Below are 24,290 nucleotides of genomic sequence, written 5' to 3'. Positions count from 1 at the left end.
CGTGCACGGTCGCCGCGGCGCCCTGCGCGCCCGGCAGGACGTCGAGGGCCGCGAGCAGGCGCCGGGCGTGCTCGGCGTCGGCGCCGAAGGCGGTCCCGGCCACGGTCAGGGACGCGGCACGCGGGCCGCCCCCGCAGGGTCCGGTGCGACGCGCGAAGACGGTCACCTCCAGCCCGGGCAGGCGCTCGGTCCGCAGTGTGTCGAGCGCGGCACCGACCTCGGCCGCGTCCTCGCCGCCCACGGTCAGCAGGCGCCGGACCACCGTCGGCACGCCGGGGACCAGGCGCACCTCGAGCCCGACGACGACGCCGGGGAACGTGGGGCCTGCGCCCCGCGCGACCGCGAGCAGCTCGGCGTCGGCCTCCCGCGTGAGGCGCAGGCGTCGGCCGTCGGCCGTGACGACGTCCAGGGCGACGACCCGCTCGCACGCCGCGCCCCAGGCGCCGGCGTTCCAGCCGTGCCCGCCCGCCAGGAGGTAGCCACCGAGGCCCACGGTGGGGACGTGCCCGACGGGGAACGACCAGCCGGACCCGTCGAGGAGCGCGGCGGCCTGCTCGACGGTCGTGCCGGGACCGAGACGCGCGGTGCCGCGGTGCGGGTCGACGTGGACCCCGCGCAGGGCGCGGAGGTCGAGCGCGAGGCTCCCCGGTCGCAGGTGGGTCGCGCTGAGGCTGTGGCCACCGCTGCGGACGGCGAGCCGCAGGCCGGTGCGCCGGGCGGCACGCACGAGGTCCACGACGTCCTGCTCGTCGGCCACCCGCGCGACGGCGGCCGGTGCGTGCGGGGGCTGGTGCGCGGACACGGACAGGGCGCGCCGGGCCTCGGCGTAGCCGACGTCCGCGCGGTGGACCGTCCTGCTGCCCGCGTCCCTCACGACGCGCCGCCTGCCACGGCGTCGGTGCGGGCGATGGCGGCGTCGACGGCGGCGGGCGCGTACACGAGGTCCACGAGCTTGCGGGCGAGGCCCACGACCGCGCCGTCGGCGCCGAGCCGTGCCGAGGTCACCGTGAGGTGCTGGGTGGTCCGGTCGGAGACGTGGTCGCGGATCTCCGCATCGACCGCCGCAACGACCCGTGGCAGACGCCCGAGCGCCCCGCCGAGCACGACGGTGTCCGGGTTGATGGTCGCGACGACGGTGGCGAGCACCCGCCCCAGCGCGGCGGACGCGGCGTCGAGCTCGGCGCAGACCGCGGGGTCGCCGGCGGACACCCGCTCGGTGATGTCCGGCAGGTTCTGCACCCCGGTCGCGGCCAGGCGCCGCACCAGGGCCTGCCCGGACGCCCACGCGGCGAGGCACCCCCGGCGGCCGCACGTGCAGCGCGGGCCGTCGGCGGTCAGGCGGATGTGGCCGATGTCCCCGGCCGCACCCGCCGAGCCTTCGAGCACGTGGCCGCCGTCGACGATGCCGGCGCCGATCCCTGTCGCGTACTTCACCGCCAGCACGGTCTGGCCGGAGCCCGCGACGCTCGACTCGCCCAGCGCGAAGGCGCGCGCGTCGTTCTCGATCACGACCGGCACGTCCCAGCGGTCCCGCACGGTCGCGGTGATGGGGAACGACTGCCAGCGCGGCATCGTGGTGGACCTGCCCAGGACGCCCGTCACCGGGTCCACGGGGCCCGGGATGCCGAGCGCGACGCCGACGAGGCGCTCGTCGGCCCCCGCGTCGACCAGCTCCTGCGCGACCTCGAACACCGTCTCGAGGTAGGGCGCCGCGTCCGTGTCGATGTCCGTCGCGACGTCGCGCATGCGCAGGATGTCGCCGCGGACGCCGGTGACGCACAGGCGCGCGTGCGTCTGGCCGAGGTCGAGCACGACGACCACCCGGCCCCGGTCGTCCCAGCGCAGGAGCTCGGCCCGACGGCCGGGTCCTCCGCCCTCGCGGTCGGAGCCGGCCGGGGCGGAGCCGGCCTGGTAGACGTAGCCGTGGGCGAACAGCGCGTCCAGCCGCTCGAAGAGGGTCGTGCGCGACATGCCGGTGGCCGCGAGCAGCTGCTGGCGGGTCCAGCCGGGCCGGGACCGGATCAGGGCGACGAGCGAGCCCGGCGAGCTCGGGGAGGGCGCCGGCGTGGAGCCGGGGTCCCCGGGGATCGGGGTGGGACCGGCCGTCGTGGCGTCCACCATGGGGCTCCCTGGTCGCTGGGTCGTGCCGGGTTCGGGGACCGCCCCGGCGGTCGGACGAGCGGCATCCTGCCACTGTTGACGCCGTCGCACCAGACCGTTACGTTCGGCCGCTGAACGGAATTGCTCCCGACGCACGATGGCGTGCAGGTGTGTGAGGTCATGATCAGCAACGCGGCCGACAGGCTGGCGCAGGCGGCTGCCGACGTGCTCCGGCGCAACGACCGGGGCACCCGCACCGTCGCCGCGCCGGACCTCTACCCGCACCAGTGGAGCTGGGACGCAGCCTTCGTGGCCATGGGCTGGGCCCGGATCTCCGTGCCCCGGGCGCTCCGTGAGCTCGACGGGCTCCTCGCGGGTCAATGGGCCACCGGGATGATCCCCCACATCGTGTTCTCCGACGAGGACGGCTACTTCCCCGGTCCCGAGCGGTGGCGGACCGAGCGCGCCACCGCGGCGCCGAGCGCTGTACGGACGTCGGGAATCTGTCAGCCCGGCGTACACAGCCTCGCGCTCGCCGTCATCGGTTCGCAGGCCCGCGCGAACGGGGGCGAGGACGCGGAGCTGTTCCGCGACTTCCTCGGGCGGACCTTCGACGCGTGGTTCGCCTGGCACCGGTGGCTGGGCGACGTCCGCTCGGCCAACCCGGTCGGGCTGGTGGAGATCCACCACGGCTGGGAGTCCGGGATGGACAACTCGCCCCGCTGGGACGAGGCCTACCGGAGGGTGAGCGTCGGGGCGCTCGAGCCCTACGTCCGCCAGGACCTGCGCCACGTCTCGGACGCGGGCGAGCGCCCGTCCGACCGCGACTACGACCGCTACGTCTGGCTGCTCGACCAGCTGGCGTCGGTCGCCTACGACGACGCCGCGGCGCGCGACGTCGTCGACTTCCGCGTGGGCGACGTCTTCTTCACCGCCCTGCACGCGCTGTCGAGCGAGTTGCTCGCCGGGCTCGGCGACGGGATCGCGCGCCACGACCAGGCCGCCGAGCTCCGGGCCATGTCGCGCCGTGCCGGCGACGCCGTCGCGGCGACCGTGTCACCGACGACGGGCCTGGCACGCGACGCCGACCTGCGCGCGGGCGGGTGGCTGCACGCGGAGACCGTGGGCGGCTTCGCGCCGCTGGTGTGCGGGGCGCCGGCGCCGCTCCACGACGACCTGGTCGCGCTGCTCATGGGCGAGCGCTGGTGCGGCCACCCGGACCTGCATCGACCCCTGCCGCCGACGACCTCGCCGGGGAGCCCCGCCTTCGTGAGCCACAACTACTGGCGTGGGCCCCAGTGGCCGGTCCTCACGTGGCTGATGTCGTGGTCGCTCGCGCACCACGGGCACCACGACGAGGCGGGCGCCCTGCGCGAGGCCGGCCTCGGACAGCTCGCCGACCTGCGCTTCGCGGAGTACTACGACGCGCTCGACGGGCGACCGCTGGGTTCGATGGCGCAGTCGTGGACCGCCGCCGTCGCGCTCGCGTGGCAGGACCGTCCCGGTGGGTGGTGGGCATGACGAGCGCCACGACCGCGCTCGGCGCCGCCCGCGTGCCCTGGGTGGGGCGCTCGCAGCCCGCGGAGGAGGCCCCCCAGATCGTCACCGGTGCGCTGCGCTTCGTGACCGACCTCCGACTGCCGGGGACCCTGCACGGGGTCGTCGTGCGCTCCGCGGTGCCCCACGCGCGGGTCGTCGAGGTCGACGTGACGGCCGCGCGGGCGCTCGACGGCGTGCGCGCCGTGCTCGTCGCCGCGGACGTGCCCGTCAACGCGCTCGGACCGCGCGACGTCGACGGCCCCGTGCTCGCGTCCACCGTGGTGCGGCAGGTCGGCGACGCGATCGCCCTGGTCGCCGCCGAGGACGCGGCGACGGCGCACCTGGCGGCCGCCCTCGTGCGCGTCGCCCTCGACCCGCTGCCCGTCGTCTCCGAGATGGCGCGCGCCCTCGACGCGGACGCCCCGCGGTTGCACGCGGACGGCAACCTCTCGGGTCGGATCGCCTTCCGGTCGGGCGACGTGGACGCCGCCCTCGCGGCCGCCCACCTCGTCCTCGACGAGGAGGTGCGCACACCGGGGCAGGAGCACGTCGCGATCGAGACGCCGGGCGGCACGGCCGTCTGGGAGGACGGGCGCGTGACCGTCTGGTGCGGTTCGCAGAACCCAGGGCTGCACCAGCGCAAGATCGCTCGCGCGCTCGCGGTCGACCCCGAGCAGGTACGCATGGTCGGGGGACCCGTCGGTGGCGCGTTCGGCGCCCGCAACGACGACCCGATGCCCGTCTACCTCGCGCTGCTCGCGCGTGCCACCGGCCGGCCGGTGCACGTGCACATGACGCGCGAGGAGGTCATGGCCGCCGGTGCGAAGCGGCACCCGTTCCGGACGCGGATCACCATCGGGTTCGACCCCGACGGCCGCATCCTCGGGTCTCGCGTGCACGCGCTCGCGGACACGGGGCCGGTCATCACGTCCGGGCCCAACGTCATGAAGACCTCGGCGGAGATGTCGACCGGGCCCTACGCCTTCGCAGCGGCCGAGTTCGACGGCACGGTGGTCTACACGAACAACGCGAACGCGGGCGCCTTCCGCGGTTACGGCGTGCCGCAGGTCGCGTTCGCGATCGAGAACGCCATGACGGCCGCCGCGCACCGCCTCGGCATCGACCCGGTCGAGATCCGACGGCGCAACGTCCTGCGCGGCGGGGAGCAGCACAGCCTCTACCGCCACCGCACCACCGCGAGCCTGCGCGTGGACGAGGCGCTCCGGACCGCCGAGCAGCACCCGCTGTGGGCGGACCGGGCGGCGTGGGCCGCGGGTGCCTGCTGGCCGTGGCGGCGGGGCACGGGCGTGGCCATCGCCATGAAGGGCGTCGGCATGGGCAGCGGCACGGGGGACACGGCCCGTGCCCGGCTGCGCATCGACCGGAGCGGGCACGTCACCGTCTGGGCCGGCCCCAACCACACCGGCCAGTCCATCCAGACGACCTACCGTCAGGTCGCGGCGGACACGCTCGGCCTGTCCTACGACGACGTCACCGTCGTCGTCGGCGACACGTCGGTCGTCCCCGAGTCCGGGCCGACCGCCGCCTCGCGCTCGACCTATGCGGGCGGGGCTGCGGTGCACGCCGTCTGCCTCGTGCTGCGCGAGGAGTGCGAGCGCCTCGGGCTCCCGCTGGACACCGACCCGGCGGGGACCGGCGAGAAGCTCGAGGCCCTCGGCCGCGCCGAGCACAGCGCGGAGTTCCGCCTGCCCGACACCGAGGACCCCGGCCTCGTCCCGCACGAGGAGCTCGCGCGCTTCGGGCCCCACCGGGTCTACGGCTCCTGCGCCCAGGTGGTACGTGCCGAGGTCAACGTCCTCACGGGAGAGATCCGCGTGCCCGAGCTGCTCTGCACGGTGGACTGCGGCACGGCGATCAACCCCGGCGGCGTCGTCGGCCAGGCGGAGGGCGGCATCCTCCAGGGCCTCGGCCTCGCGCTCATGGAGGAGCACGTCGTGACGGACGGGATCCCGCGCACGACCAGCCTCGAGAGCTACCACGCACCGACGATCGCCGACGCGCCGCGCATGCACACCGTCCTCGTGCCGGGCGCCGAGGGGACCGGCCCCTACGGCGCGAAGGGGATGTCCGAGGTCGTCGTCGTGCCGACGCCCCCCGCGCTCGCCGCCGCGGTGCTCGACGCGACGGGCGTGCTGCCCGCGGAGCTCCCCGTCACGCCCGAGCGCCTGCTGGCCCTGCTGGAGGAGGTGGCGCCGTGCGCGTCAACGGAGTGAGCGTCGACCCGGCCGCGACCGCGGCGGCCCTCGGCCTCGGCGTCGACGACCTGCCCGGCGCCCGTCTGCTCGACGTCCTACGGGACGGGCTCGGCCTGACCGGCGCCAAGGAGGGCTGCGGCATGGGGGAGTGCGGCAGCTGCACCGTGCTCGTCGACGGTCGCGCCGTCTGCTCGTGCCTGGTCCTGCAGGGACAGGTCGCCGACGCCGATGTCGAGACGGTCGAGGGACTCGCGGACCGCGGTGGCGCGGACCTGCAGGAGGCCTTCGTGCGCCGACAGGCCGTCCAGTGCGGCTACTGCATCCCCGGCGTCCTGATGTCGTGCGCCGCGCTGCTCGACCGGTCGCCGGACCCCTCCGACGACGAGATCCGCGCCGCCCTGGACGGGAACCTGTGCCGCTGCACGGGGTACAACCGCTTCCACGACGTCCTGCACGACGTCGCTCGGGGTCGCTGCGGGGGTGCCTCGTGAGCGCCCCGCCCCAGGTCGTGCGACCGCGGCACGTCGCCGAGGTGAGCGCGCTGCTGGCGCAGGGCATGCCGCTCGCCGGCGGCACCGACCTCCTCGTGCAGCGCCGCGCGGGTGCGCGCCACGACCGGCTGGTCGACCTCACGGGGCTCGTGGACGCGCCCGCCCCGCTCGCGGTGCAGGACGGCGACCGGCCCTCGCTCGTCCTGTCGGGCGTCGCGCCCCTGGCCCGCGTCGTCGACGCGCTCGCGGGCCGGTTCCCGGCGTTGCGGGACGCGGCCTCGTTCTTCGCGTCCCAGCAGATCCGCAACCGCGCGACGCTCGGCGGCAACCTCGCGACGGGCTCGCCCGCCGCGGACACCGTGCCCCCGCTCCTCGCGGCGGAGGCCGTGGTCACCGTCCGCGGGACCGACGGTGAGCGCGACGTCCCGCTCGAGGCCTTCCTGCTGGGTCCCCGGCGCGTCGACCTGCGGGCGACCGAGTGGGTCGTCACGGTCCGGGTGCCGACTCCGCCGGCGACCGGCGGCTACCGGAAGATCGGCGGGCGCCGTGCGCTGGCGATCTCCGTCGTCGACCTCGCCTGGCAGTGGCGCGTCGCGGACGGCGTGCTGCACGACGTGCGGCTCGCCGCAGGCTCGGTCGCGCCCACCGTGGTGCGCCTGCGCTCCGCCGAGGCGGAGCTCGAGGGCCGCCGGGTGACCCCGGCCGTCGCGCGCGCCGCCCTCGCCGCCGTCCAGGCGGACATCAGCCCCATCGACGACCTTCGCGCGAGCGCCGCCTACCGCCGCCGCTGCGCGGCCGCGCTGCTGCACGAGGTGCTCGGCGGCGTCGGTCCCGACCAGCCCCACGACCCCCTCGTCCCCCACCCCGAGCAGGAGATCGCCTCGTGAAGATCGGTGTCACCGTCCGTCCCGACCAGCCGATGACCGAGGCCGCGGCCTGGGCACGCCGGATCGAGGACCTCGGCTTCGACGGCGTGTGGTTGGCCGACCACTACTTCCACCGGGACGTCTCGGGCGCGCTCGCCCTGATGATGGCGGCGACGCGGCGCGTGACGCTCGGGACCGCCGTCATGTCGCCCTTCCTGCGGCACCCGACGCTCCTGGCGAGCATGGCCGCGAGCCTGCGGGAGATCGGCGACGGCCGGTTCGTGCTCGGCCTGGGCGCGGGGGGCTACGAGTTCGCGAGCGAGCTCGGGATCGAGATGAAGCGTCCGCTGCGGCTCACGGCGGAGGCCGTCGAGATCGTCCGCCAGCTCTCGCGCGGCACGTCCGACGTCGCGGGGGAGACCTTCAGCGCGCGCGGCTCGCGCCTGCGCTGGGACGTGCAGGACGGCCCGCTCTACCTCGCGGCCCGTGGCCCCAAGATGCTCGAGCTCTCCGGCCGCGTCGCGGACGGCGTCATCACCCACGGCATCGCGCCCAGCCACGTGCAGTACGTGCGCGACCACGTCGCCACCGGCGCGGCGGGGCGCACCGAGGGCCGCACGTCGATCTGCCTGATGCTCGACGTCGAGATCGGCGACGACCGCGAGGCGGCCCTGGCCGCGCTGCGCCCACGGTGCACGACGATGGCCGGCGGCGCCTACGCCGACGAGCTCATCGAGGTCTACGGCCTCGACGTCGAGGAGGTCCGCGCGCTGCGCGCCACCGTGCGCACCGGGGACCGCGTCGCCGCAGCGGCGCAGGTCACGGACGCGATGGCCGAGGCATTCGGCGTGGCCGGGCCGGCGGGCCGCGTCCGCGACGCCGTCGACGCCCTGGCCGCGGCCGGCGTCGACGAGGTCATCCTCAGCGTCGGCGGGGCCACCCCCGACGCCGTCAGCACCCAGCTCACCCAGCTCGCGAAGGCGGTCCTCGCATGACCCACCTGCCCACGTCCGCAACCGTCCTCGGCTCCGGGGCCGGGGCGCTCAGCTCCGCGATCGAGATGTCGCTGCTCGGCATCGACGTCACCGTCGCCGACCTCGAGCGCTTCCGCGCGAGCATCGACGCGATCGCCGAGCGCGGCGTCGTCCGCCTCCGCTCGCCCTGGCACCACGTGACCGAGGCGCCCGCCAGGGCGTCGCTCGACCCGGCCGCCGCCGTGCGGGGCACCGAGCTCGTCGTCGTCTCCGTGCCCGCCTTCGGGCACGACGCGTTCGCCGAGATCCTCGCCGCGAACCTCGAGGACGGCCAGCAGGTGGTCTTCGCCGGCGAGGGAGGCGGCGCCCTCGCCCTGGTCGCTGCGATGCGCCGCTCCGGGCGCCGCGTGCGTGCGCACGTGGCCGAGCTGAACTCGCTGCCGTACGGGGCGCGGGTACGCGAGCCGGGCCTGGTCACGGCGTCGCGGAAGGTCGGCGGCACGGTCGTCGCGGGGCTGCCGGCGGGTAACCCGGCCGAGGCGACGGCGTGCGCGATCTGGCCCTCGGTGACGGCGGGCGAGAGCGTGTGGGAGACAGTCCTGCTCAACTTCAACGCCATCGACCACGTGCCGCCGATCCTCGGCAACCTCGGCGCGGTCCAAGGCCGGGCGGGCAAGTTCCTGCTCTGGGGTGAGGGCGCGAGCCCTGCGGTGTGCCGCTGGATCGCCGCGATCGACGCCGAGCTGATCGAGATCCGCCGTGCGTTCGGCTTCAGCAACCTCAAGGGTTATGAGGAGTACCTCGTCGAGCAGGGCTTCGCGCCGCGCGTGGGCGCGGACCTGTTCGAGACCCTGCGCTCGAGCGCCTTCGCGGACTCGACGTTCGGCACCGGTCCGGACGCGCTGAGCAGCCGGTACGTCACCGAGGATGTGCCGTTCGCGCTGTGCCTCATGTCATCGATCGGGCGCGAGGTGGGCGTCGCGACCCCCACCGTCGACGCGATGATCCACCTCGCGTCGATCGCGACCGGCACCGACTTCCGGGCGGAGGGGCGCACTCTCGAGGCGTTCGGGCTGGCCGGCGCCGGCCGCGACGGCCTCCTCGAGGCCGCGCGGACGGGGTGGTGGTGACGGTGCCCGTGCGCCTCACCGGCGTGCCGGTGGGCGAGGGGACCGCACCCGTGACGGCCGAGGTGGTCGACAGGGCGGTGCGGCTCGCGCCGGCGGCTGCGCCGGCGCCGGGCACCCCGCCGCGCAGCCTCCTGCTGCCAGGGCTCGTCAACCTGCACGACCACCTGCGGGCCTTCATGCCCACGGGCCGCCGGACCGAGGGCGCGCCCCTCACGCAGGTCATCACGGCGGCCGCCGCCACGCAGGCCGTCGCGACGCCGCAGGAGCACCGCGCCCTGACGGCGCTCGCGAGCGCGCGGCAGCTGCGCGCCGGCGTCACGTCCGTCGTCGACCACGTGTACCCGCTGCACCGGCCCGAGCTGCTCGACGCGGCCGTCGCCGGGCACCGGGACGTCGGTGTGCGCGCGAGCGTGGCGCTCGGTGTCATGACGCGCGGCGACGCGCGCACGTGCACGACGGTGGCGGACGTCGCCCGCCTCGCGGAGCGCGCCCTGGCCGAGCTGCTGCCGGCCGACCGCCTGTTCCTCGCGCCGGTCTCGCTGCGGCAGGCGGCGGCCGAGGACTACGCGGACACCGTCGCCGCCGCGGACCGGCTCGGCCTGCGGCTGTACACGCACATCGCGGAGACGGTCGCGGAGGTCGAGCAGTGCGTCGCCGAGCACGGCGTGCGCCCGGTCGAGCTGCTGCACCGCCTCGGCTTCCTGCGGCCCGGGACCGTGCTCGTGCACTGCGTCCAGCTCTCCGACCGGGAGGTCGGGCTGCTGGCCGGCACGGGGACCGCCGTGGTCTACTGCCCGACCAACCACCTCAGGCTCGCCAAGGGCTTCGCGCGCGTCGCCGACCTCGTGGACGCCGGCGTGACGGTCGGGCTGGGCATCGACGGCACCGAGAGCCTGTTCCACGAGATGCGCCAGGCGGTCTACGCCCAGGGGCAGGCACGGCTCGACCCCGCAGCCCTCGGCTCGGCCGCGGCCTACGCCATGGCGACCGTCCAGGGTGCTCGCGCCCTCGGGGTCGCCGGCGTCGACGGCCGGCTCGACGGCTCGCCGGACGTGGTCCGGCTGGACGCCCGCCGGGTCGGCCTCCAGCCCTTGGTGGACCCCGTGTGGTCGGTGGTCCACCGTGCCGGCCCGGGCGACGTGACCGACGTCGTCGTGGACGGCCGGCTCGTGCTCCACGACGGCCGCCTCACCGGATCGGACGAGGACGAGCTCGTGGAGCGCGCCTACGTCGCCACCCGCGACATGGCGCACCGCACCGGGACGACCGATCCGGCCGACTGGCCCCCCGTCGACCTCAGCGACCGACTCGACCGACGGTCGAACACCAGAGAGGGAACGCAATGACGCGCACCACCCGAACCCCAATCTCCGCCATGAACCTCAGCCGTCGCCAGCTCCTGGGCATCGGCGGCGGCATCGCGGCCGGCATCGCCCTCGCAGCCTGCGGCGGCGGCGGCGGCTCCTCCTCCGGCGGTGGAGGAGGCGGCGGCAAGCCGGGCACGCTCCGGATCTGGGCCAACGCCGCCGTCGCCGGCGACGCGGACTCCGGCCTGCAGCGTGCCGCCAAGGCCTTCGGCGAGGCGAAGGGCATGACGGTCCAGGTCGAGGGGCTGCCCACGGCGGACCTCGTCTCGAAGCTGACCACCGCGGTGAGCGGTGGCAGCGGCCCGGACGTCGCGATCGTCGACTCGTCGTCGGTGCCGCAGCTCGCGGGGGCGCAGATCCTGGCGGACCTCACCGACCGGACCGGCGGCGTGGCGGGCGACTTCCACACCGGTGCCATGGAGTACTCCACGTACGCCGGCAAGCAGTACGGCCTGCCGTACTACACGAACAACGTCGGCCTCTTCTACAACAAGGCGATGCTCTCGGACGCGGGCATCGAGGTGCCCACGACGTGGCAGGACCTGCGCTCCGCGGCGATCGAGCTCACGGGCGGCGACCGCTACGGCTACATGATGGGTCCGGCGGGCTACGGCGCGTTCCTGTTCTGGCCGTGGCTGTGGCAGAACGGCGGCCAGATCGTCGACGCCGACGCCACCCGGGCCGTCTTCGACGACGACAAGGGCATCGAAGCGTTCGAGTTCTACGCCAACCTCCACCTCGAGGACGCCGTCGTCCCGCCCGACTTCCTGGCCGCGACGAGCGGCTGGGACCCGTACGTCGCGCCGTTCGCCCAGGAGCGCGTCGCCATGATGGCGATCGGGCCCTGGGGGCAGAACGCGATCACCGAGGGCAACCCCGACCTCGACTGGGGCGTGGCACCGCTGCCGCAGGGCTCTGAGAAGGCGACGATCCTCGGCGGCGCCACCATCGGCGTCGCCGCCAACGCAGGCGCGCCCGACGAGGCGTGGGAGTTCGTCGAGTGGGTCACCGGCGGCGAGCAGATGGAGTTCATCCAGGCGAGCGGCAACATCCCCGGTCGCAAGGACGTCATCGACTCCGCCTGGGCCACCGAGGACCCCGTCCGCCAGGTCTTCGTCGAGCAGATGGAGTTCGCGCGGGCACGCCCGGCGCTGCCCACGTGGGGCGACGTCGAGTGGGGCGTGTTCGCCAACGCCTGGGACTCCGTGATCCAGGGGCAGGCGTCGCCCGCCGACGCGCTGCGCTCCGCCGCTGAGCAGGCCACCGAGAAGCTCTCCAGCTAGCCGCCGCGTCCGGCTGCCCCGCCCCCGGGGCGGCCGGACGCCCGGCACGAGCGAGGAAGACCATGACCACCACCACGACACCCGCGCCCACGCTGCCCGTCGTCACGCCCCCGGCCGCCCGCGCGCGGCGGCAGCGGCGGCGCCGGCTCGAGCCGTTCCTCTACATCGCCCCGGCCTTCGTCGTGCTCGGCCTGATCATCGGCTACCCGGTGCTCAACGCGGCCTGGACGAGCCTGACCGACTCCTCGCTCATGGCCCCCGGCCAGGAGCAGTTCGTCGGCCTCGACAACTTCGTCGACCTGTTCACCAGCGCGTCCTTCTGGACCGTCATGGGACGGACCCACGTGTGGGCAGCCGCGACGCTCCTGCTCCAGGTCGGGCTCGGCCTCGTCATCGCCACGACGCTCAACAAGCAGCTCGTCGCCCGCGGGTTCGTCCGCACCACCATGATCGTCCCGTGGGTCGTGCCCACGGTCCTCGTGGCGCTCATCTGGCGCTTCCTGCTCGACCCGGCATCGGGGCCCGTCAACCAGATCCTGCGCGACTCGGGGATCCTGGAGAACCCCCCGATGTGGCTCGCGAACACCTCGACCGCGCTGCCCACCCTCGTGCTCATCAGCGCGTGGAAGTGGACCCCGTTCACCGCGGTCATCCTGCTGGCCGGGATGCAGCAGATCCCGCCCGAGCAGTACGAGGCGGCGATGATCGACGGCGCGAACGCCTGGCAGCGGTTCCTCCACGTCACCGTGCCCGGGATCCGCACGTCGCTCGCCCTCGTGACCCTGACGACCATCTCGGGCGCGATCAACAACTTCAACGGCATCTGGCTGTTCACCCGCGGCGGGCCCGTGGGTGCCACCGACATCCTGACGACCGTCGCCTACCGCACGGCCTTCCAGGAGTTCGACTTCGGCAAGGCCGCGGCCATCGCCATGGTCATCTTCGTGATGATGATGGTGCTCGCCGTCCTCTACTTCTACGTCGTCGAGGGTCGGAAGGAGAAGCGGCGATGACGACCTCCCGGACACGCGCCAGCGGCGGCGCGCACCTCGTGGCACTGCTGTTCCTGGTGGGCACGGTGCTGCCGTTCGCCTACATGGTCGTCTCGTCGTTCAAGACGACGCCGGAGCTCAACGGCGCGGACAAGCGGCTCCTGCCGAGCGGCATCTACCTCGGTCACTACGAGAAGCTCGTCGACACCGCGTTCTTCACGTACTTCATGAACTCGGTGGTGGTCGCGGTCGGCACGACGACGATCGCGCTGCTCCTGGCCATCCTCGCGGGCTACGGGTTCGCCCGGTTCACGTTCCTCGGCAACCGGGGCATGCTCCTCGTCGTCGTCGCGGCGCAGATGTTCCCCGCGGTCCTCCTGGCGATCCCGCTGTACAAGACCGTCAACACCCTGGGCCTGCTGGACTCGCTGGTCGGGCTGACGCTCGTGTACGTCTCGTTCGCGCTGCCGTTCTGCATCTGGCTCATGCGCAACTACTTCATGGCCGTGCCGGTGGAGGTCGAGGAGGCGGCGATGATCGACGGCTGCAGCCGGTTCCAGGCGCTGTGGCGCGTCGTGCTCCCGCCGGCCATGCCGGGCGTCATGGCGGCGGCGGTCTTCACGATCATCCAGGTGTGGGAGGAGTTCCTGTACGCCAACACGTTCATCGACACGGACTCCAAGCGCACGCTCTCGGTCGGCCTCAACTCGCTCATCGGCGAGTTCACGACGGACTGGGGCAGGCTCCTCGCGGCCGGCGTGCTCGTGATGATCCCGGTGCTGCTGATCTTCGCCTACCTGCAGCGCTACGTGACCCAGATCGCCGGCGGCGGGGTGAAGGGCTGACGTGCTCCTCACCAACGCGCTGCTGCCCGACGGCAGCACGGTCGACGTCGAGATCACGGGCGACGTGGTCACGGCCGTGCGCCCGGCCGGGACGTCCGGTCCGGCGACGTCGGTGACCGACCTCGACGGGTACCTGCTGGTCGAGTCGCTCGTCGAGCCCCACGCCCACCTCGACAAGGTCTTCACGGTGGACCGGGTCGCCAACCCGCTCGGCACGCTGGCGGGTGCCATGGCGGGGTACGAGGCCGTGCTGCTCGCGTCCGACGCCGCGGACATCCGCCGCCGGGCGCGGCGCGCGCTGCGCCTGCTGGTCCGCAACGGGGTCACCGCGGTGCGCACGCACCTCGGCTGCGGGCGCCTGCTCGGTCTGCGCGCGGTCGAGGCGTTCGCCCAGGTGCGCGAGGAGATGGCGCCGTACGTCGACCTCGAGGTCGTCGCGCACGTCGGCGGTCCGGCGGCCGGCGTGACGTGGGGCGAGCACGTGCGCATCCTGCGCGACGCGCTCGCGGCGGGCGCGGACGCCGTCGGCGGCAACCCCTTCAGCGAGGCCGCGCCCGACGAGGCGATGGACGCGTGCCTCCAGGTCGCGGTGGACGCCGGGTGCCCGGTCGACCTCCACGTCGACGAGACGACCGACGGCTCGGTCCTCACGCTGCGCCGCCTGGCATCGCTCGCGGCGCAGGTCGAGGTGCCCGTCACGGCGAGCCATGCCGTCTCGCTCGGGTCCCTCGCCCCGGCCCTCGCCGACGAGGTGGCGGCGGAGGTCGCGGCCGCGGGGCTCGCGGTCGTCACCCTGCCGGCGACCAACCTGCACCTCCAGGGTCGCGGCGCCCACCCGACCCCGCGGGGGCTCACGGCGCTGGACGCGCTCGAGCGCGCCGGGGTGAGCGTGGCCGCCGGCGGCGACAACGTGCGGGACCCGTTCAACCCCGTGGGACGCCTCGACCCGTTCGAGACCGCGTCGCTGCTCGTCACGGCCGGGCACCGCACGCTCGAGCAGGCGTGGCGCATGACGGTCCCCGCCGCGCGCGCCGTGCTCCGCCTGCCGCAGGCAGGTCCCGTCGTCGGACGCCGCGCCGACCTTCTCGCCGTCCGCGCCGCGAGCCTCGGCGACGCCATCGCCCTGGCCCCCGCGGACCGCCTCGTCCTGCGGTCGGGACGGGTCGTGAGCCGGACGACCACGACGACCTCGGGTCCGGTCCACGACGAGGGCCCCGCATGAGCGCCCGGGCGGCGGCCGCGTCGCAGTCGCTGTGGCGCTCGGCGGTCGTGCGCGCGGTGTTCCTCACCAACCTCGCGGGGTTCGTGAGCTTCTCGGCGACGCTCGGCGCGCTGCCGCTGCGGGCCGCGCAGCTGGGCCACCCCGAGGCCGTCGTCGGCACGGTGACCGGTGTGATGCTCGCCGTCACGGTCGCCACGCAGCTCGTGGCGGGAGCCCTCATGCGGCGATGGTCGGTCCGGACCCTGCTCGTCGCCGGAGCCGTGCTGCTCGGGGCGCCGTCACCGGCGTACCTGCTGGTCGACGACCTCGGCTCCTGGTACGTGCTGTCAGCCGTGCGCGGGGTCGGGTTCGCGCTGCTCACCGTGGTCGGCGCCGTCGCGATCCCCCGGGCGGCGCCGCGTGAGCGGCAGGGCGAGGCGATCGGCATCTACGGCCTGTCGGCGGCGATCCCGAACATGGTGGTGGTGTCGGCGACCACCGCCCTCACGCTCGACGGCCGGTTCCCCGTGGTCGCGTGGTTCGCCGCCGCCCCGCTCCTGGCGCTGGTCGTGCGCGGGCTGCCGCGGGACCGCGTCGGTGCGGAGCCGGGCAGGCGGGACGGGCGCGGCGCCCTCGGGCCGACCGTCAGGCGCCTGCTGCTCCCCACGGCGACGCTCTTCCTCGTGACGATGTGCGGCGGCGGGCTGGTCACCGTGCTGCCGCTCCAGCGGCCCGACGGGCCCGTGGCCGCCGTGGCTCTGCTCGTCTACGGCGCGACCGGTGCGCTCGCACGCTGGCGCGTCGGGCACCTGACGGACCGCCGGGGGCACCGCGTCGTCACACCGGTCCTGCTCGTCCTGGGGACCGCCGGTCTCGCGGCCGTCGCCCTGGGCCTGCGGGACGCCGACGTCGGCGGCACGGCGTCGCTCGTCGTCGGCGCCGGCCTGTTCGGCGTCGCCTTCGGCGCCCTCCAGAGCGTCACCCTCGACGTCAGCCTCGCCCGCGTGCCGGACGCGCACGCGCCGACCGCCAGCTCCGTGTGGAACGCCGCCTTCGACGGTGGCACGGCGGCGGGCGCCGCGCTGCTCGGCTTCCTGGCGGGCGCGGCGGTCGGTGGGCCGGCCGCCGTCGGCGCCGGGGCACTGGGGCTCGGTGTGCTCGCCGTCGTCTCCGTGATGTCACGCGACCGCACGACGGCGCGTGCCACGTTCGTGAGTGCGCCGTGAGGGTCCTGGCGGTGCCGGACAAGTTCCGGGGCTCGGCGACGGCGGCCGACGTCGCGGCCGCCGTGCTCGCGGGCGCCCGGGCCGCGGGGTGGACGGGGACGGCGCTGGCCCTGGCCGACGGTGGGGAGGGCACGCTCGAGGCGCTCGGCGGCGCCAACCGGGTCACGCGGGTCACCGACCCCCTCGGGCGGCCCGTCGACGCGGCGTGGCTGCTGCGCCCCGACGGCGTCGCGGTGGTCGAGGCCGCGCGGGCCTCGGGGCTCGACCTCGTCGGCGGCGCCGAGGGCAACGACCCCGTGGCGGCGACCAGCCGCGGCACGGGCGAGCTCGTCGTCGCCGCCGTCGACGCCGGTGCGCGCGAGGTGGTCGTGACGCTCGGCGGCTCCGCGACGACGGACGGGGGCAGCGGCGCCCTCGAGGTCCTCGCCCTCCGGCGGCCGCTGGGGGGTCCGGGTGCCGCCGTGCCGGTGGTGGTGGCGTGCGACGTGACCACGCGCTTCCTTGACGCCGCCGCGGTCTTCGGGCCCCAGAAGGGCGCCGGCACGGCGCAGGTCGCCGTGCTGACGCGGCGCCTTGCCCGGCAGGCGCAGGAGTACCTCGACCGCTGGGGTGTGGACGTCCGGGACCTGCCCGGCGGCGGTGCCGCCGGGGGCCTGGGCGGCGGGCTCGCGGCTCTCGGCGCCCGGCTCGTGCCCGGGTTCGACCTCGTGGCGCGGCACGCCGGACTCGACGCGGCGCTCGCCGACGCGGACCTCGTGGTCACCGGCGAGGGGTGCCTGGACGGCGGCTCGAGTCAGGGCAAGGTCGTCGGGGGCGTCGTCGACCGCGCGCGCCGGGCCGGGGTCCCGGTGCTCGTCGTGGCGGGGACCGTGCGGGCGGGCCACGGGCTCGACGCACCGGTCGTGCCGCTGGCCGAGCGGTTCGGCCAGGCGTCGTGGACGCGGACGGCGGCCTGCGTGGAGCAGGTCATCAGGGAGTACCTGGAGAGGGGACACGCGTGAGGATCACCGACGTGCGCTGCGTCGAGTACACCGGTGTCGTCGAGGCGCCGGGAGGCGTCTTCCTCGACCGGCTGCGGCGGCCGACGGACATCTACCCGGAGCTGCGGGCCGCGCCGCCGCAGACGTTCACGCAGGTCGGGCCCGACCGGTTCGAGGTCAGCTCGACGCTCCTGCACGTGGACACGGACGAGGGTCTGACGGGGACCGTCACGCAGCTGTCCCCGGAGCAGGCGTTCACGATCCAACGGGTGCTGCGGCCGCTGGTGCTCGGCGCCGACCCCATGGCGTCAGAGCGGCTGTGGGACGTCCTGTACCGGTCGGCGATCCACGGTCGCAAGGGCACCGGGATGGTGGCGCTGTCCGCCCTCGACTGCGCGCTGTGGGACCTGCGCGGGCAGCGGCTCGGCGTGCCCGCCCACGTGCTCCTCGGAGGGCCCACCCGCCAGCAGATCCCGGCCTATGTCTCGACGCTCGGTGAGTCCCTGCTGCCCGCCGACGTCGCGCGACGCACGCGCGAGCTCGTCGGCGCGGGGTACCGGGGCCTCAAGTGGTTCCCGCGCTCCGGGCCCGAGGACGGGGCGGCCGGGGTCGACGCCGTCGTGGAGCTCGTGGGCACCGTGCGGGACGCGGCCGGACCGGGTGTCGAGATCATGCTCGACGCGTGGAGCTCGTGGGACGTCGCCTTCACGGTCGACGTCGCGCGCGCGTGCGCCGGCCTCGGGCTGCGCTGGATCGAGGAGCCGCTCCCGGCCGACCATCTCGCGGGCTACCGCACGCTGCGCCGACGCCTGCCGGGCGGCGTGCAGGTGGTGGGCGGGGAGCACGAGTACACGCGGTGGGGCTTCGCCGAGCTCGTCGCCGCTGACGTGCTCGACCTCTACCAGCCGGACCCGCACTGGGCGGGCGGCATCTCCGAGACGATGAAGATCCTCGCGCTCGTCGCCGCGGCCGGCGCGCAGGCGATCCCGCACGGGCAGTCGCTCCAGTGCAACGCCGCCGTGTCCTTCGCCGCGCCGCCGTCGCTGGTCCCGCAGATGGAGTACCTGTCGCGGCTCATGCCCCTCTACCAGCACGTGCTCGCGGAGCCGATCGTCCCGGTGGACGGCGCCGTCGTGTGCCCGACAGCTCCCGGGCTGGGCATGGCGCTCGATCTGGACAAGGTCGTGCGCAGCCGCCCCTACCCCGTCTGAGGTCCGTCCGTCCCTCGTCCTGAGAGGTGCCGCATGCACGTCGTCTGCCTGTCCGACTACCCCCGTGAGCTCGTCGACTCGTGGCTCGTGGGCGCGCCGCAGCCCGCGACCGCGACGCTCGCGCCGCGCGACGCGACGATCGGCGACCTCGCCGGCGACCTCGCGCGCGCCGACGTCGTCGTGGGCGACGCGTCGCGGCGGTTCCGTCTCGACGCGGCGACGCTGCGTGGACTCGATCGGTGCCGGCTCGTGGTCCAGCCGTCCGTGGGCCTGGACGGCGTGATCGACGTCGACGCCGCCGCAGCGCAGGGGATCGAGGTGGTGAGCGCGCCCGGCTACAACGCCGAGGCGGTCGCCGACTGGACGGTCATGGCCATGCTGGTCGTCCTGCGCGACGCCGTCGCCGCCGACGCGGGCCTGCGGACGTACGGGTGGTCGGCGCGACCCCTGGGCCGCGAGCTCGGTGCCCTGACGGTCGGCATCGTGGGCTTCGGGTCGATCGGGCGCGCGGTCCGGCGGCGGCTCGCGGGCTTCGGGAGCGCGGTGCTCTACCACGACGTCGCGCCGCGGCCCGCGGACGAGGACGGCGCGCGCCACGTCGACCTCGACACGCTGTTCGCCGAGAGCGACGTCGTGACCCTGCATGCGCCCCTGGTCGGGGCGACGCACCACCTCGTGGACGCGGCCCGCCTCGCGCGCATGCGCCCGGGCGCCGTGCTGGTCAACGCGAGCCGAGGTGGCCTGGTCGACGAGACAGCCCTCGCTGCCGCGCTGCGCGACGGGCGACTCGCCGGCGCGGCGCTCGACGTCTTCGAGACCGAGCCGGTGCCGCGCGACCACGAGCTGCTGCGACTCGCCACGTTCGTCACGCCCCACGTGGCGGCGGGGACCGAGCAGGCGCGGCGGCGTGTGCGCGCGCTCGTCGGCGACGTCGTGCGCAGCGCCCTCGCCGCGCCGCCCGGGCGGCGCTCGCCGCTGCCGTCGGCGGGACACGGGGCCCGCACACGAGGGGCCCGCACATGAACCGTCCCGGACGACCCGCCGCTGTCGCGGCATCGCCCACCCGGGCCACCGAGAGGAGAACCCCATGCTGAGATTCGGCTACAAGGCGTCGGTCGAGCAGTTCGGCCCCCGCGACCTCCTGGACTTCGCGGTGCTCGCCGAGCAGTCAGGCTTCGACTCGGTGTTCGTGTCCGACCACCTGCAGCCGTGGCGGCACACGGGAGGCCACGCACCCGCCGCCCTGCCGCTGCTCGGCGCCCTGGCGACGAGCACGGAGCGGGTGGTGCTCGGCACCAGCGTGCTCACGCCCACCTTCCGCTACCACCCCGCCGTGGTCGCGCAGGCCTTCGCTACTCTCGGCTGCCTCGCCCCGGGGCGCGTCGTCCTGGGCATCGGCACAGGGGAGGCGATGAACGAGGCGCCGCTCGGTATCGAGTGGCCGGACGGCAAGGAGCGCTTCGCCCGGTTCAAGGAGGCCATCACGCTCATGCGCGCCCTGTGGGAGGGGGAGCGCGTGACGGTCGACGGCACGTACTACCGCGTCGACCGCGCGACCGTGTACGACCGACCGGAGCAGCCGGTGCCGCTCTACGTCGCGGCCTCGGGGCCGGCCGCGACCCGTCTCGCCGGACGCGTCGCTGACGGCTTCATCACGACGTCGGGCAAGGACAGGACCCTCTACACCGAGACCCTGCTGCCCGCGCTCGCCGAGGGGGCCGCCCGCGCCGGCCGTGGGCTGAGCGACCTCGACCTCATGATCGAGGTGAAGGTGTCCTTCGACACCGATCGCGAGCGTGCCTTCGAGGACACGCGGTTCTGGGGTGCCCTCGCCCTCTCGAGCGACGAGAAGACCGGCGTCGAGGACCCGATCGAGATGGAGCGCCTCGCGGACGCGCTGCCTACGGAGCGCACCGCCTCGCGGTTCATCGTCTCCGACGACCCCGACGAGCACGTGGACCGGATCTGGGAGTACGTCGACATGGGCTTCACCCACCTCGTCTTCCACCACCCTGGCGCCGACCAGCGGCGCTTCCTGCGCCTCTACCAGCAGCACGTCCTGCCCCGGCTGCGGGCGCGGGCGGGCCAGGTGCGGTGAGCGCGCCCGCCGCGGCCTGCGTCGCGGGACTGGTGCTGGCGGCCGGCGCCGGGCGCCGGTACGGCCGCCCCAAGGCCCTCGTCGAGGGCTGGCTCGCCGACCGGGTGCACGCCCTGGCCGGCGCCGGCTGCGTGCCTCGGCTCGTCGTGCTGGGCGCCGGCGCGGATGAGGCGAGAGGACTCGTGCCGCCCGGCACGGAGGTCCTCGTCGCTGCCGACTGGGAGGGCGGGATGGGCGCGTCCCTACGCGCGGGGCTGCGGGCGCTCGCGGACACCCCGGCCGCCGCCGTGGTCGTGACCCTCGTGGACACCCCGGGCCTGACGTCCGCCGCGGTGCGGCGGCTCGTCGCGCTGGGGGGTCCGACGGCCCTCGCGCAGGCGACGTACGACGGTGTCCCGGGGCACCCCGTGCTCCTGGGACGCGACCACTGGGCGGGTGCGGGACGGTCCGCGGAGGGCGACCGCGGCGCGCGCGCGTACCTCGCGGCGCACGCACCGGTGCGGGTCGAGTGCGGTGACGTGGGGGACGGCGTGGACGTCGACGTCGCGCCGGGCGCCGTCGCCGGCCCAGAGCGGGGCGGCGCGTGCACGGGATCCTGAACGAGGCCGCCGCACTCCTCGATCGAGGGAAGGCGGTCGCGGTCGCCACGGTGGTCCAGACGTGGAGCTCGGCACCGCGGGACGCGGGCGCCTCGATGCTCGTGAGCGCCGACGGTGCGGTCCTGGGCTCGGTCTCGGGCGGCTGCGTCGACGGGGACGTCTACGAGCTGGCGCGCGAGGTGCTCGTGAGCGGTGTGCCCACGGTCGTGCGTTACGGCGTGAGCGACGACGCGGCACTCGCCGTGGGCCTGACGTGCGGCGGCACCATCGAGGTCCTGGTGCGCAGGCACATCGCGGGCGCAGCGACCGGTGCGCCTCCCGGGAGCCGCGGCCCGGACGACGTCGCCCTCGCGCGCGGCCTCGCGGCGGCGGTCGGCGCGCACCGGCCCGCCGGGCTCGCGACCGTGGTCGAGCACCCCGACCCGGCGCGCGTCGGGGCCCAGCTGCTGGTCGTCCCGACGGCGCAGGGTGGTGACGCGTCGGGGACCCTCGGAGGCGGGCGGCTGGACGCCGCCGTGGCGGCGGACGCCGCCGGGCTGATCGGTGCGGGCCGGACCGAGGTGCTCACCTACGGCGCCGACGGCGAGCGTCAGGGCACGGGGTGCCGCGTGCTCGTCGAGGTGTTCGCCGCGCCGGCGCGGCTGATCGTCGCGGGCGTCACGGACTTCGCGGCCGCCGTGACGACCGTGGGCCGGTTCCTCGGCCACCGCGTCACGGTGTGCGACGCGCGGCCCGTGTTCGCCACGCGCGAGCGCTTCCCGGACGCCCACGACGTCGTCGTCGACTGGCCGCACCGGTACCTCGCCGCCGAGGTCGCCGCGGGGCGGACGGACAGGCGCACGGCCCTGCTGGTCCTGACGCACGACGCGCGGTTCGACGTCCCGCTGCTCGAGGTCGCGCTCCGCTCGCCCGCGCTCGGCTTCATCGGTGCGATGGGGTCGCGCCGGACGCACGAGGACCGGTGCCGTCGCCTGCGGGAGGCCGGGCTCACCGGGACGGAGCTGGCCCGGCTGGCGTCGCCCGTCGGGCTCGACCTCGGCGCTCGGACGCCGGAGGAGACGGCGATCTCGATCGCGGCCGAGATGGTCGCCCGCCGGTGGGGAGGCGGCGGGGGTCCGCTGGGCGAGCTCGACGGCCCCATCCACCACCCCCCGCCGGCGTTCTGACCCGTCGTCGGACCGTCGGATCTCCCGTCGACGGAGCGGGCGGCTAGCGTCGGGGGACTCGACGAGACGAGGACCGACCCGATGGGACCGCCGGAGCGCGCGCGCGACGCCGCGACGGCGCGTGCGGCGGACCCCCGTGCACGCGCCCTCGCCACGACCGGCCTGCTGCTGCTGACCGCGTCGACCGGCCTCATCGACGCGGTCAGCTACCTGAGCCTGGACCGGGTGTTCACCGGCAACATGACGGGCAACGTGCTCTTCCTGGGGTTCGCGCTCGCGGGCGTCGAGGAGATCCCCTTCCTCAACAACGCCGTCGCGCTCGCGGGCTTCGTGCTCGGGTCGATCGTCGGCGGCCGGGTGGTGCCGCGCGGCAGGGCCGAGGTGCTGCCGGCCGCGAGCCTGTGGACGCTGGTCGTCGGGACGGGTCTGGCCGCGGTCCTGTGCGGGGTCTGGTTCGCCGTGGGCGACCTCGGGACGCCCATGATGCTGGTGATCACCGCGCTGCTGGCCGCGCTCATGGGGGCACAGGTGGCGGCGGCGAAGCCCGTCGGGAACGCCGACATCACCACGGTCGTCGTCACCAGCACGCTCGCGAACCTCGCGCGGGACAGCCGCCTGGCGGGCGCCCCGCGCGGCGCCAACGCGGGCTGGCTCGACCGCTTCCTCGCGGTGGCGGCCATGGGCGTCGGTGCGGCGGTCGGCGCGGCCGTGATCCGGGCCGCGGACGGCCAGGCGGCCCTCGCCGTCGGCGTCGCGCTCATCCTCACGGCGACGGGCGTCCTGCTGCTCCTGCGCCGCCACCAGGTCGCCGACGCACGGGCCTCGACGCCCTCGGTCGACGCCGCCTGACCGCTCCCGGCGCGCGCCGGGCGCAGCCCTCACCCGGCCCGCTGTGCCGGTCGGTGCGGAGCGTGGTGATGGTGGGGCCCGTGGGGCCGGTGTGACGGCACTCCCGCCCCAGGAGTCACTCCGGCCCCACGGTCCGCACGGACGCGCCGTGCGGCGCGGGCCGGGCCGGGCCGGGTGGGGCGGCACCGCGCAGGTCCGGCATGATGCGGGGATGCCCGCACCGCGCCCCGTCCGTGTCGCGTCCGCCGGGGTCCCGGTGCTCCTGCTCGCCCTCGCGCTCACCGCGTGCGCGGCCGACGACGCGCCCGTCGACAAGTCCCCGAAGCCGGTCGCCGCGAGCCCGGCGGCCGGCGCCACCCCCAGCCCCACGCCCACGCCCACGCCGGCGCCCACGCCGACCGAGCGCCCGCTGCCCGAGCAGCAGCTGCATGCGGGCCCGGTCGGGGACGGCGTCCCCGCGACCGTGAGCGGGTCCGGGTCCGCCGTCGTCGGATACACACGGCAGGGCGAGACGGCCCTGGTCGTCGGCATCGACTGCACGGCGTGCGCCGGGGAGGTGGTCGTCACGGCCCCCGACCGCGGAGAGCCCTGGGGGCAGGGGCCGGCGCCGTACTCGGGCTCGTACCTCCTCGACATCTTCCGCGACACGGCGCCGGAGCAGGCGGTCGTCGTCCACGCCGAGGGGCCGTGGACACTGACCCTGGAGAGCTGGAACGACCTGGAGCTCGTCACAGGGCCGCAGCAGGGCACGGGGTCGACGGTGCTCTTCCTCGGCGACACCGCGGGCCGCCTCGAGGTCTCCTACACGCCGGCCGGTCCCGAGGACTCGTTCCACGGCCGCGCCTACTCCGCCGTGGACGTCGACGCCTCCGGGAACCCCGCGACCGTGCTGTTCGGCGACTCCGCCCCGTTCGCCGACACCTACGAGATCGCGATGCCGGGCGTCCTCGCGATCATGACCAACGGTGCCTGGACGGTGACGCCCGTCCCATGAGCCCTCGGCGTGGCGGGCGCGGCCCGCGGGGCCGGCGGCACCGATCCTGGGGTGTGCTCCCCGTTCCACCCGTCGCCGCCCCCGCCGTCGCCCGCCGCCACCGCCGCTCTCCGCGCGGGGCGGCCGCGTGCGCCCTGCTCGCGCTGCTGGTCGCCGCGGGCTG

22 protein-coding genes are annotated in these 24,290 nt (G+C 75.5%); 20 read left to right on the top strand and 2 right to left on the bottom strand.

The genetic code is table 11. The features are described from left to right. Together IDM29_RS04000 and IDM29_RS03995 are read right to left on the bottom strand one after the other, a co-directional pair. The coding region (locus IDM29_RS04000) for an FAD-binding oxidoreductase (RefSeq protein WP_188037220.1) at nucleotides 1-874 on the bottom strand (874 nt) is incomplete at its 3' end. Beyond that, the gene (locus IDM29_RS03995; RefSeq protein ID WP_182113200.1) at nucleotides 871-2,121 is read right to left on the bottom strand and encodes an ROK family protein; all 1,251 of its coding nucleotides are present in this window, start codon (nucleotides 2,119-2,121) and stop codon (nucleotides 871-873) included. The genes IDM29_RS03995 and IDM29_RS04000, both read right to left, overlap by 4 nt. A 159-nt stretch (nucleotides 2,122-2,280) precedes the next feature. Here IDM29_RS03995 and IDM29_RS03990 point away from each other — a divergent pair, with 159 nt between their 5' ends. From IDM29_RS03990 to IDM29_RS17495, 20 genes are all read left to right on the top strand, one after another. Beyond that, nucleotides 2,281-3,621, top strand: coding sequence for a glycoside hydrolase 100 family protein (locus IDM29_RS03990; protein WP_182113201.1), 1,341 nt, complete (start codon nucleotides 2,281-2,283; stop codon nucleotides 3,619-3,621). After that, nucleotides 3,618-5,873, top strand: coding sequence for a xanthine dehydrogenase family protein molybdopterin-binding subunit (locus IDM29_RS03985; protein ID WP_182113202.1), 2,256 nt, complete (start codon nucleotides 3,618-3,620; stop codon nucleotides 5,871-5,873). Before IDM29_RS03990 ends, IDM29_RS03985 begins: the two co-directional genes overlap by 4 nt. Beyond that, nucleotides 5,855-6,346 (top strand): (2Fe-2S)-binding protein, encoded by a 492-nt coding sequence (locus IDM29_RS03980; protein ID WP_255491766.1) that lies wholly within the window; start codon nucleotides 5,855-5,857, stop codon nucleotides 6,344-6,346. Before IDM29_RS03985 ends, IDM29_RS03980 begins: the two co-directional genes overlap by 19 nt. After that, on the top strand, nucleotides 6,343-7,233 hold the full coding sequence (locus IDM29_RS03975; protein WP_182113203.1) for a xanthine dehydrogenase family protein subunit M: 891 nt from the start codon (nucleotides 6,343-6,345) through the stop codon (nucleotides 7,231-7,233). Before IDM29_RS03980 ends, IDM29_RS03975 begins: the two co-directional genes overlap by 4 nt. Continuing rightward, nucleotides 7,230-8,207, top strand: a complete 978-nt coding sequence (locus IDM29_RS03970; RefSeq protein WP_182113204.1) for an LLM class flavin-dependent oxidoreductase — start codon at nucleotides 7,230-7,232, stop codon at nucleotides 8,205-8,207. The genes IDM29_RS03975 and IDM29_RS03970 overlap by 4 nt, the downstream gene beginning before the upstream one ends. Then, complete coding sequence (locus IDM29_RS03965) at nucleotides 8,204-9,316, top strand: NAD/NADP octopine/nopaline dehydrogenase family protein (protein ID WP_182113205.1); 1,113 nt, start codon at nucleotides 8,204-8,206, stop codon at nucleotides 9,314-9,316. Before IDM29_RS03970 ends, IDM29_RS03965 begins: the two co-directional genes overlap by 4 nt. A 2-nt stretch (nucleotides 9,317-9,318) precedes the next feature. Next, a complete protein-coding gene (locus IDM29_RS03960) occupies nucleotides 9,319-10,662 on the top strand; it encodes an amidohydrolase family protein (RefSeq protein WP_188037219.1) in 1,344 nt (447 codons plus the stop codon). A gap of 29 nt (nucleotides 10,663-10,691) precedes the next feature. Continuing rightward, nucleotides 10,692-11,966: a sugar ABC transporter substrate-binding protein gene (locus IDM29_RS03955; protein ID WP_182113207.1), complete on the top strand. Its 1,275-nt coding sequence runs from the start codon at nucleotides 10,692-10,694 to the stop codon at nucleotides 11,964-11,966. Nucleotides 11,967-12,028: 62 nt separating this feature from the next. Continuing rightward, nucleotides 12,029-12,979, top strand: a complete 951-nt coding sequence (locus IDM29_RS03950; protein ID WP_182113208.1) for a carbohydrate ABC transporter permease — start codon at nucleotides 12,029-12,031, stop codon at nucleotides 12,977-12,979. Then, nucleotides 12,976-13,803 carry a carbohydrate ABC transporter permease gene (locus IDM29_RS03945; protein ID WP_182113209.1) on the top strand — a complete coding sequence of 276 codons (828 nt, stop codon included), beginning with the start codon at nucleotides 12,976-12,978 and terminating at the stop codon, nucleotides 13,801-13,803. Before IDM29_RS03950 ends, IDM29_RS03945 begins: the two co-directional genes overlap by 4 nt. A gap of 1 nt (nucleotide 13,804) precedes the next feature. Next, nucleotides 13,805-15,025: an amidohydrolase family protein gene (locus tag IDM29_RS03940; RefSeq protein ID WP_182113210.1), complete on the top strand. Its 1,221-nt coding sequence runs from the start codon at nucleotides 13,805-13,807 to the stop codon at nucleotides 15,023-15,025. Continuing rightward, entirely contained in the window at nucleotides 15,022-16,230 is a 1,209-nt protein-coding gene (locus IDM29_RS03935) for an MFS transporter (protein ID WP_182113211.1), read from the top strand. The genes IDM29_RS03940 and IDM29_RS03935 overlap by 4 nt, the downstream gene beginning before the upstream one ends. 11 nt (nucleotides 16,231-16,241) lie before the next feature. Then, entirely contained in the window at nucleotides 16,242-17,231 is a 990-nt protein-coding gene (locus tag IDM29_RS03930) for a glycerate kinase (protein ID WP_182113212.1), read from the top strand. After that, nucleotides 17,228-18,421 carry an enolase C-terminal domain-like protein gene (locus tag IDM29_RS03925; protein ID WP_182113213.1) on the top strand — a complete coding sequence of 398 codons (1,194 nt, stop codon included), beginning with the start codon at nucleotides 17,228-17,230 and terminating at the stop codon, nucleotides 18,419-18,421. The genes IDM29_RS03930 and IDM29_RS03925 overlap by 4 nt, the downstream gene beginning before the upstream one ends. A gap of 33 nt (nucleotides 18,422-18,454) precedes the next feature. Beyond that, a complete protein-coding gene (locus IDM29_RS03920) occupies nucleotides 18,455-19,444 on the top strand; it encodes a 2-hydroxyacid dehydrogenase (protein ID WP_182113214.1) in 990 nt (329 codons plus the stop codon). Nucleotides 19,445-19,508: 64 nt separating this feature from the next. Further along, nucleotides 19,509-20,519 carry a glucose-6-phosphate dehydrogenase (coenzyme-F420) gene (gene fgd, locus IDM29_RS03915; RefSeq protein ID WP_182113215.1) on the top strand — a complete coding sequence of 337 codons (1,011 nt, stop codon included), beginning with the start codon at nucleotides 19,509-19,511 and terminating at the stop codon, nucleotides 20,517-20,519. After that, nucleotides 20,516-21,118, top strand: a complete 603-nt coding sequence (locus IDM29_RS03910; RefSeq protein WP_182113216.1) for an NTP transferase domain-containing protein — start codon at nucleotides 20,516-20,518, stop codon at nucleotides 21,116-21,118. The genes fgd and IDM29_RS03910 overlap by 4 nt, the downstream gene beginning before the upstream one ends. Further along, nucleotides 21,103-22,284: an XdhC family protein gene (locus IDM29_RS03905; protein ID WP_182113217.1), complete on the top strand. Its 1,182-nt coding sequence runs from the start codon at nucleotides 21,103-21,105 to the stop codon at nucleotides 22,282-22,284. Before IDM29_RS03910 ends, IDM29_RS03905 begins: the two co-directional genes overlap by 16 nt. 81 nt (nucleotides 22,285-22,365) lie before the next feature. Next, nucleotides 22,366-23,133, top strand: a complete 768-nt coding sequence (locus tag IDM29_RS03900) for a YoaK family protein (RefSeq protein WP_182113218.1) — start codon at nucleotides 22,366-22,368, stop codon at nucleotides 23,131-23,133. A 211-nt stretch (nucleotides 23,134-23,344) separates the two neighbouring features. After that, the gene (locus IDM29_RS17495; protein WP_182113219.1) at nucleotides 23,345-24,127 is read left to right on the top strand and encodes a hypothetical protein; all 783 of its coding nucleotides are present in this window, start codon (nucleotides 23,345-23,347) and stop codon (nucleotides 24,125-24,127) included. Nucleotides 24,128-24,290: the final 163 nt, after the last annotated feature.

This window comes from Actinotalea sp. JY-7885, assembly GCF_014525465.1.
In the GTDB taxonomy this organism is placed as follows: domain Bacteria; phylum Actinomycetota; class Actinomycetes; order Actinomycetales; family Cellulomonadaceae; genus Actinotalea.
Note: the sequence above shows the minus strand (reverse complement) of the source record. Positions and strands in the feature narration are given on the sequence as shown.

Coding starts and splice junctions, on each gene's coding strand:
- IDM29_RS03995 (WP_182113200.1), bottom strand. CDS start 2,121: ATGGTGGACGCCACGACGGCCGGTCCCACCCCGATCCCCGGGGACCCC.
- IDM29_RS03990 (WP_182113201.1), top strand. CDS start 2,281: ATGATCAGCAACGCGGCCGACAGGCTGGCGCAGGCGGCTGCCGACGTG.
- IDM29_RS03985 (WP_182113202.1), top strand. CDS start 3,618: ATGACGAGCGCCACGACCGCGCTCGGCGCCGCCCGCGTGCCCTGGGTG.
- IDM29_RS03965 (WP_182113205.1), top strand. CDS start 8,204: ATGACCCACCTGCCCACGTCCGCAACCGTCCTCGGCTCCGGGGCCGGG.
- IDM29_RS03955 (WP_182113207.1), top strand. CDS start 10,692: ATGAACCTCAGCCGTCGCCAGCTCCTGGGCATCGGCGGCGGCATCGCG.
- IDM29_RS03950 (WP_182113208.1), top strand. CDS start 12,029: ATGACCACCACCACGACACCCGCGCCCACGCTGCCCGTCGTCACGCCC.
- IDM29_RS03945 (WP_182113209.1), top strand. CDS start 12,976: ATGACGACCTCCCGGACACGCGCCAGCGGCGGCGCGCACCTCGTGGCA.
- IDM29_RS03935 (WP_182113211.1), top strand. CDS start 15,022: ATGAGCGCCCGGGCGGCGGCCGCGTCGCAGTCGCTGTGGCGCTCGGCG.
- IDM29_RS03920 (WP_182113214.1), top strand. CDS start 18,455: ATGCACGTCGTCTGCCTGTCCGACTACCCCCGTGAGCTCGTCGACTCG.
- fgd (WP_182113215.1), top strand. CDS start 19,509: ATGCTGAGATTCGGCTACAAGGCGTCGGTCGAGCAGTTCGGCCCCCGC.
- IDM29_RS03900 (WP_182113218.1), top strand. CDS start 22,366: ATGGGACCGCCGGAGCGCGCGCGCGACGCCGCGACGGCGCGTGCGGCG.
- IDM29_RS17495 (WP_182113219.1), top strand. CDS start 23,345: ATGCCCGCACCGCGCCCCGTCCGTGTCGCGTCCGCCGGGGTCCCGGTG.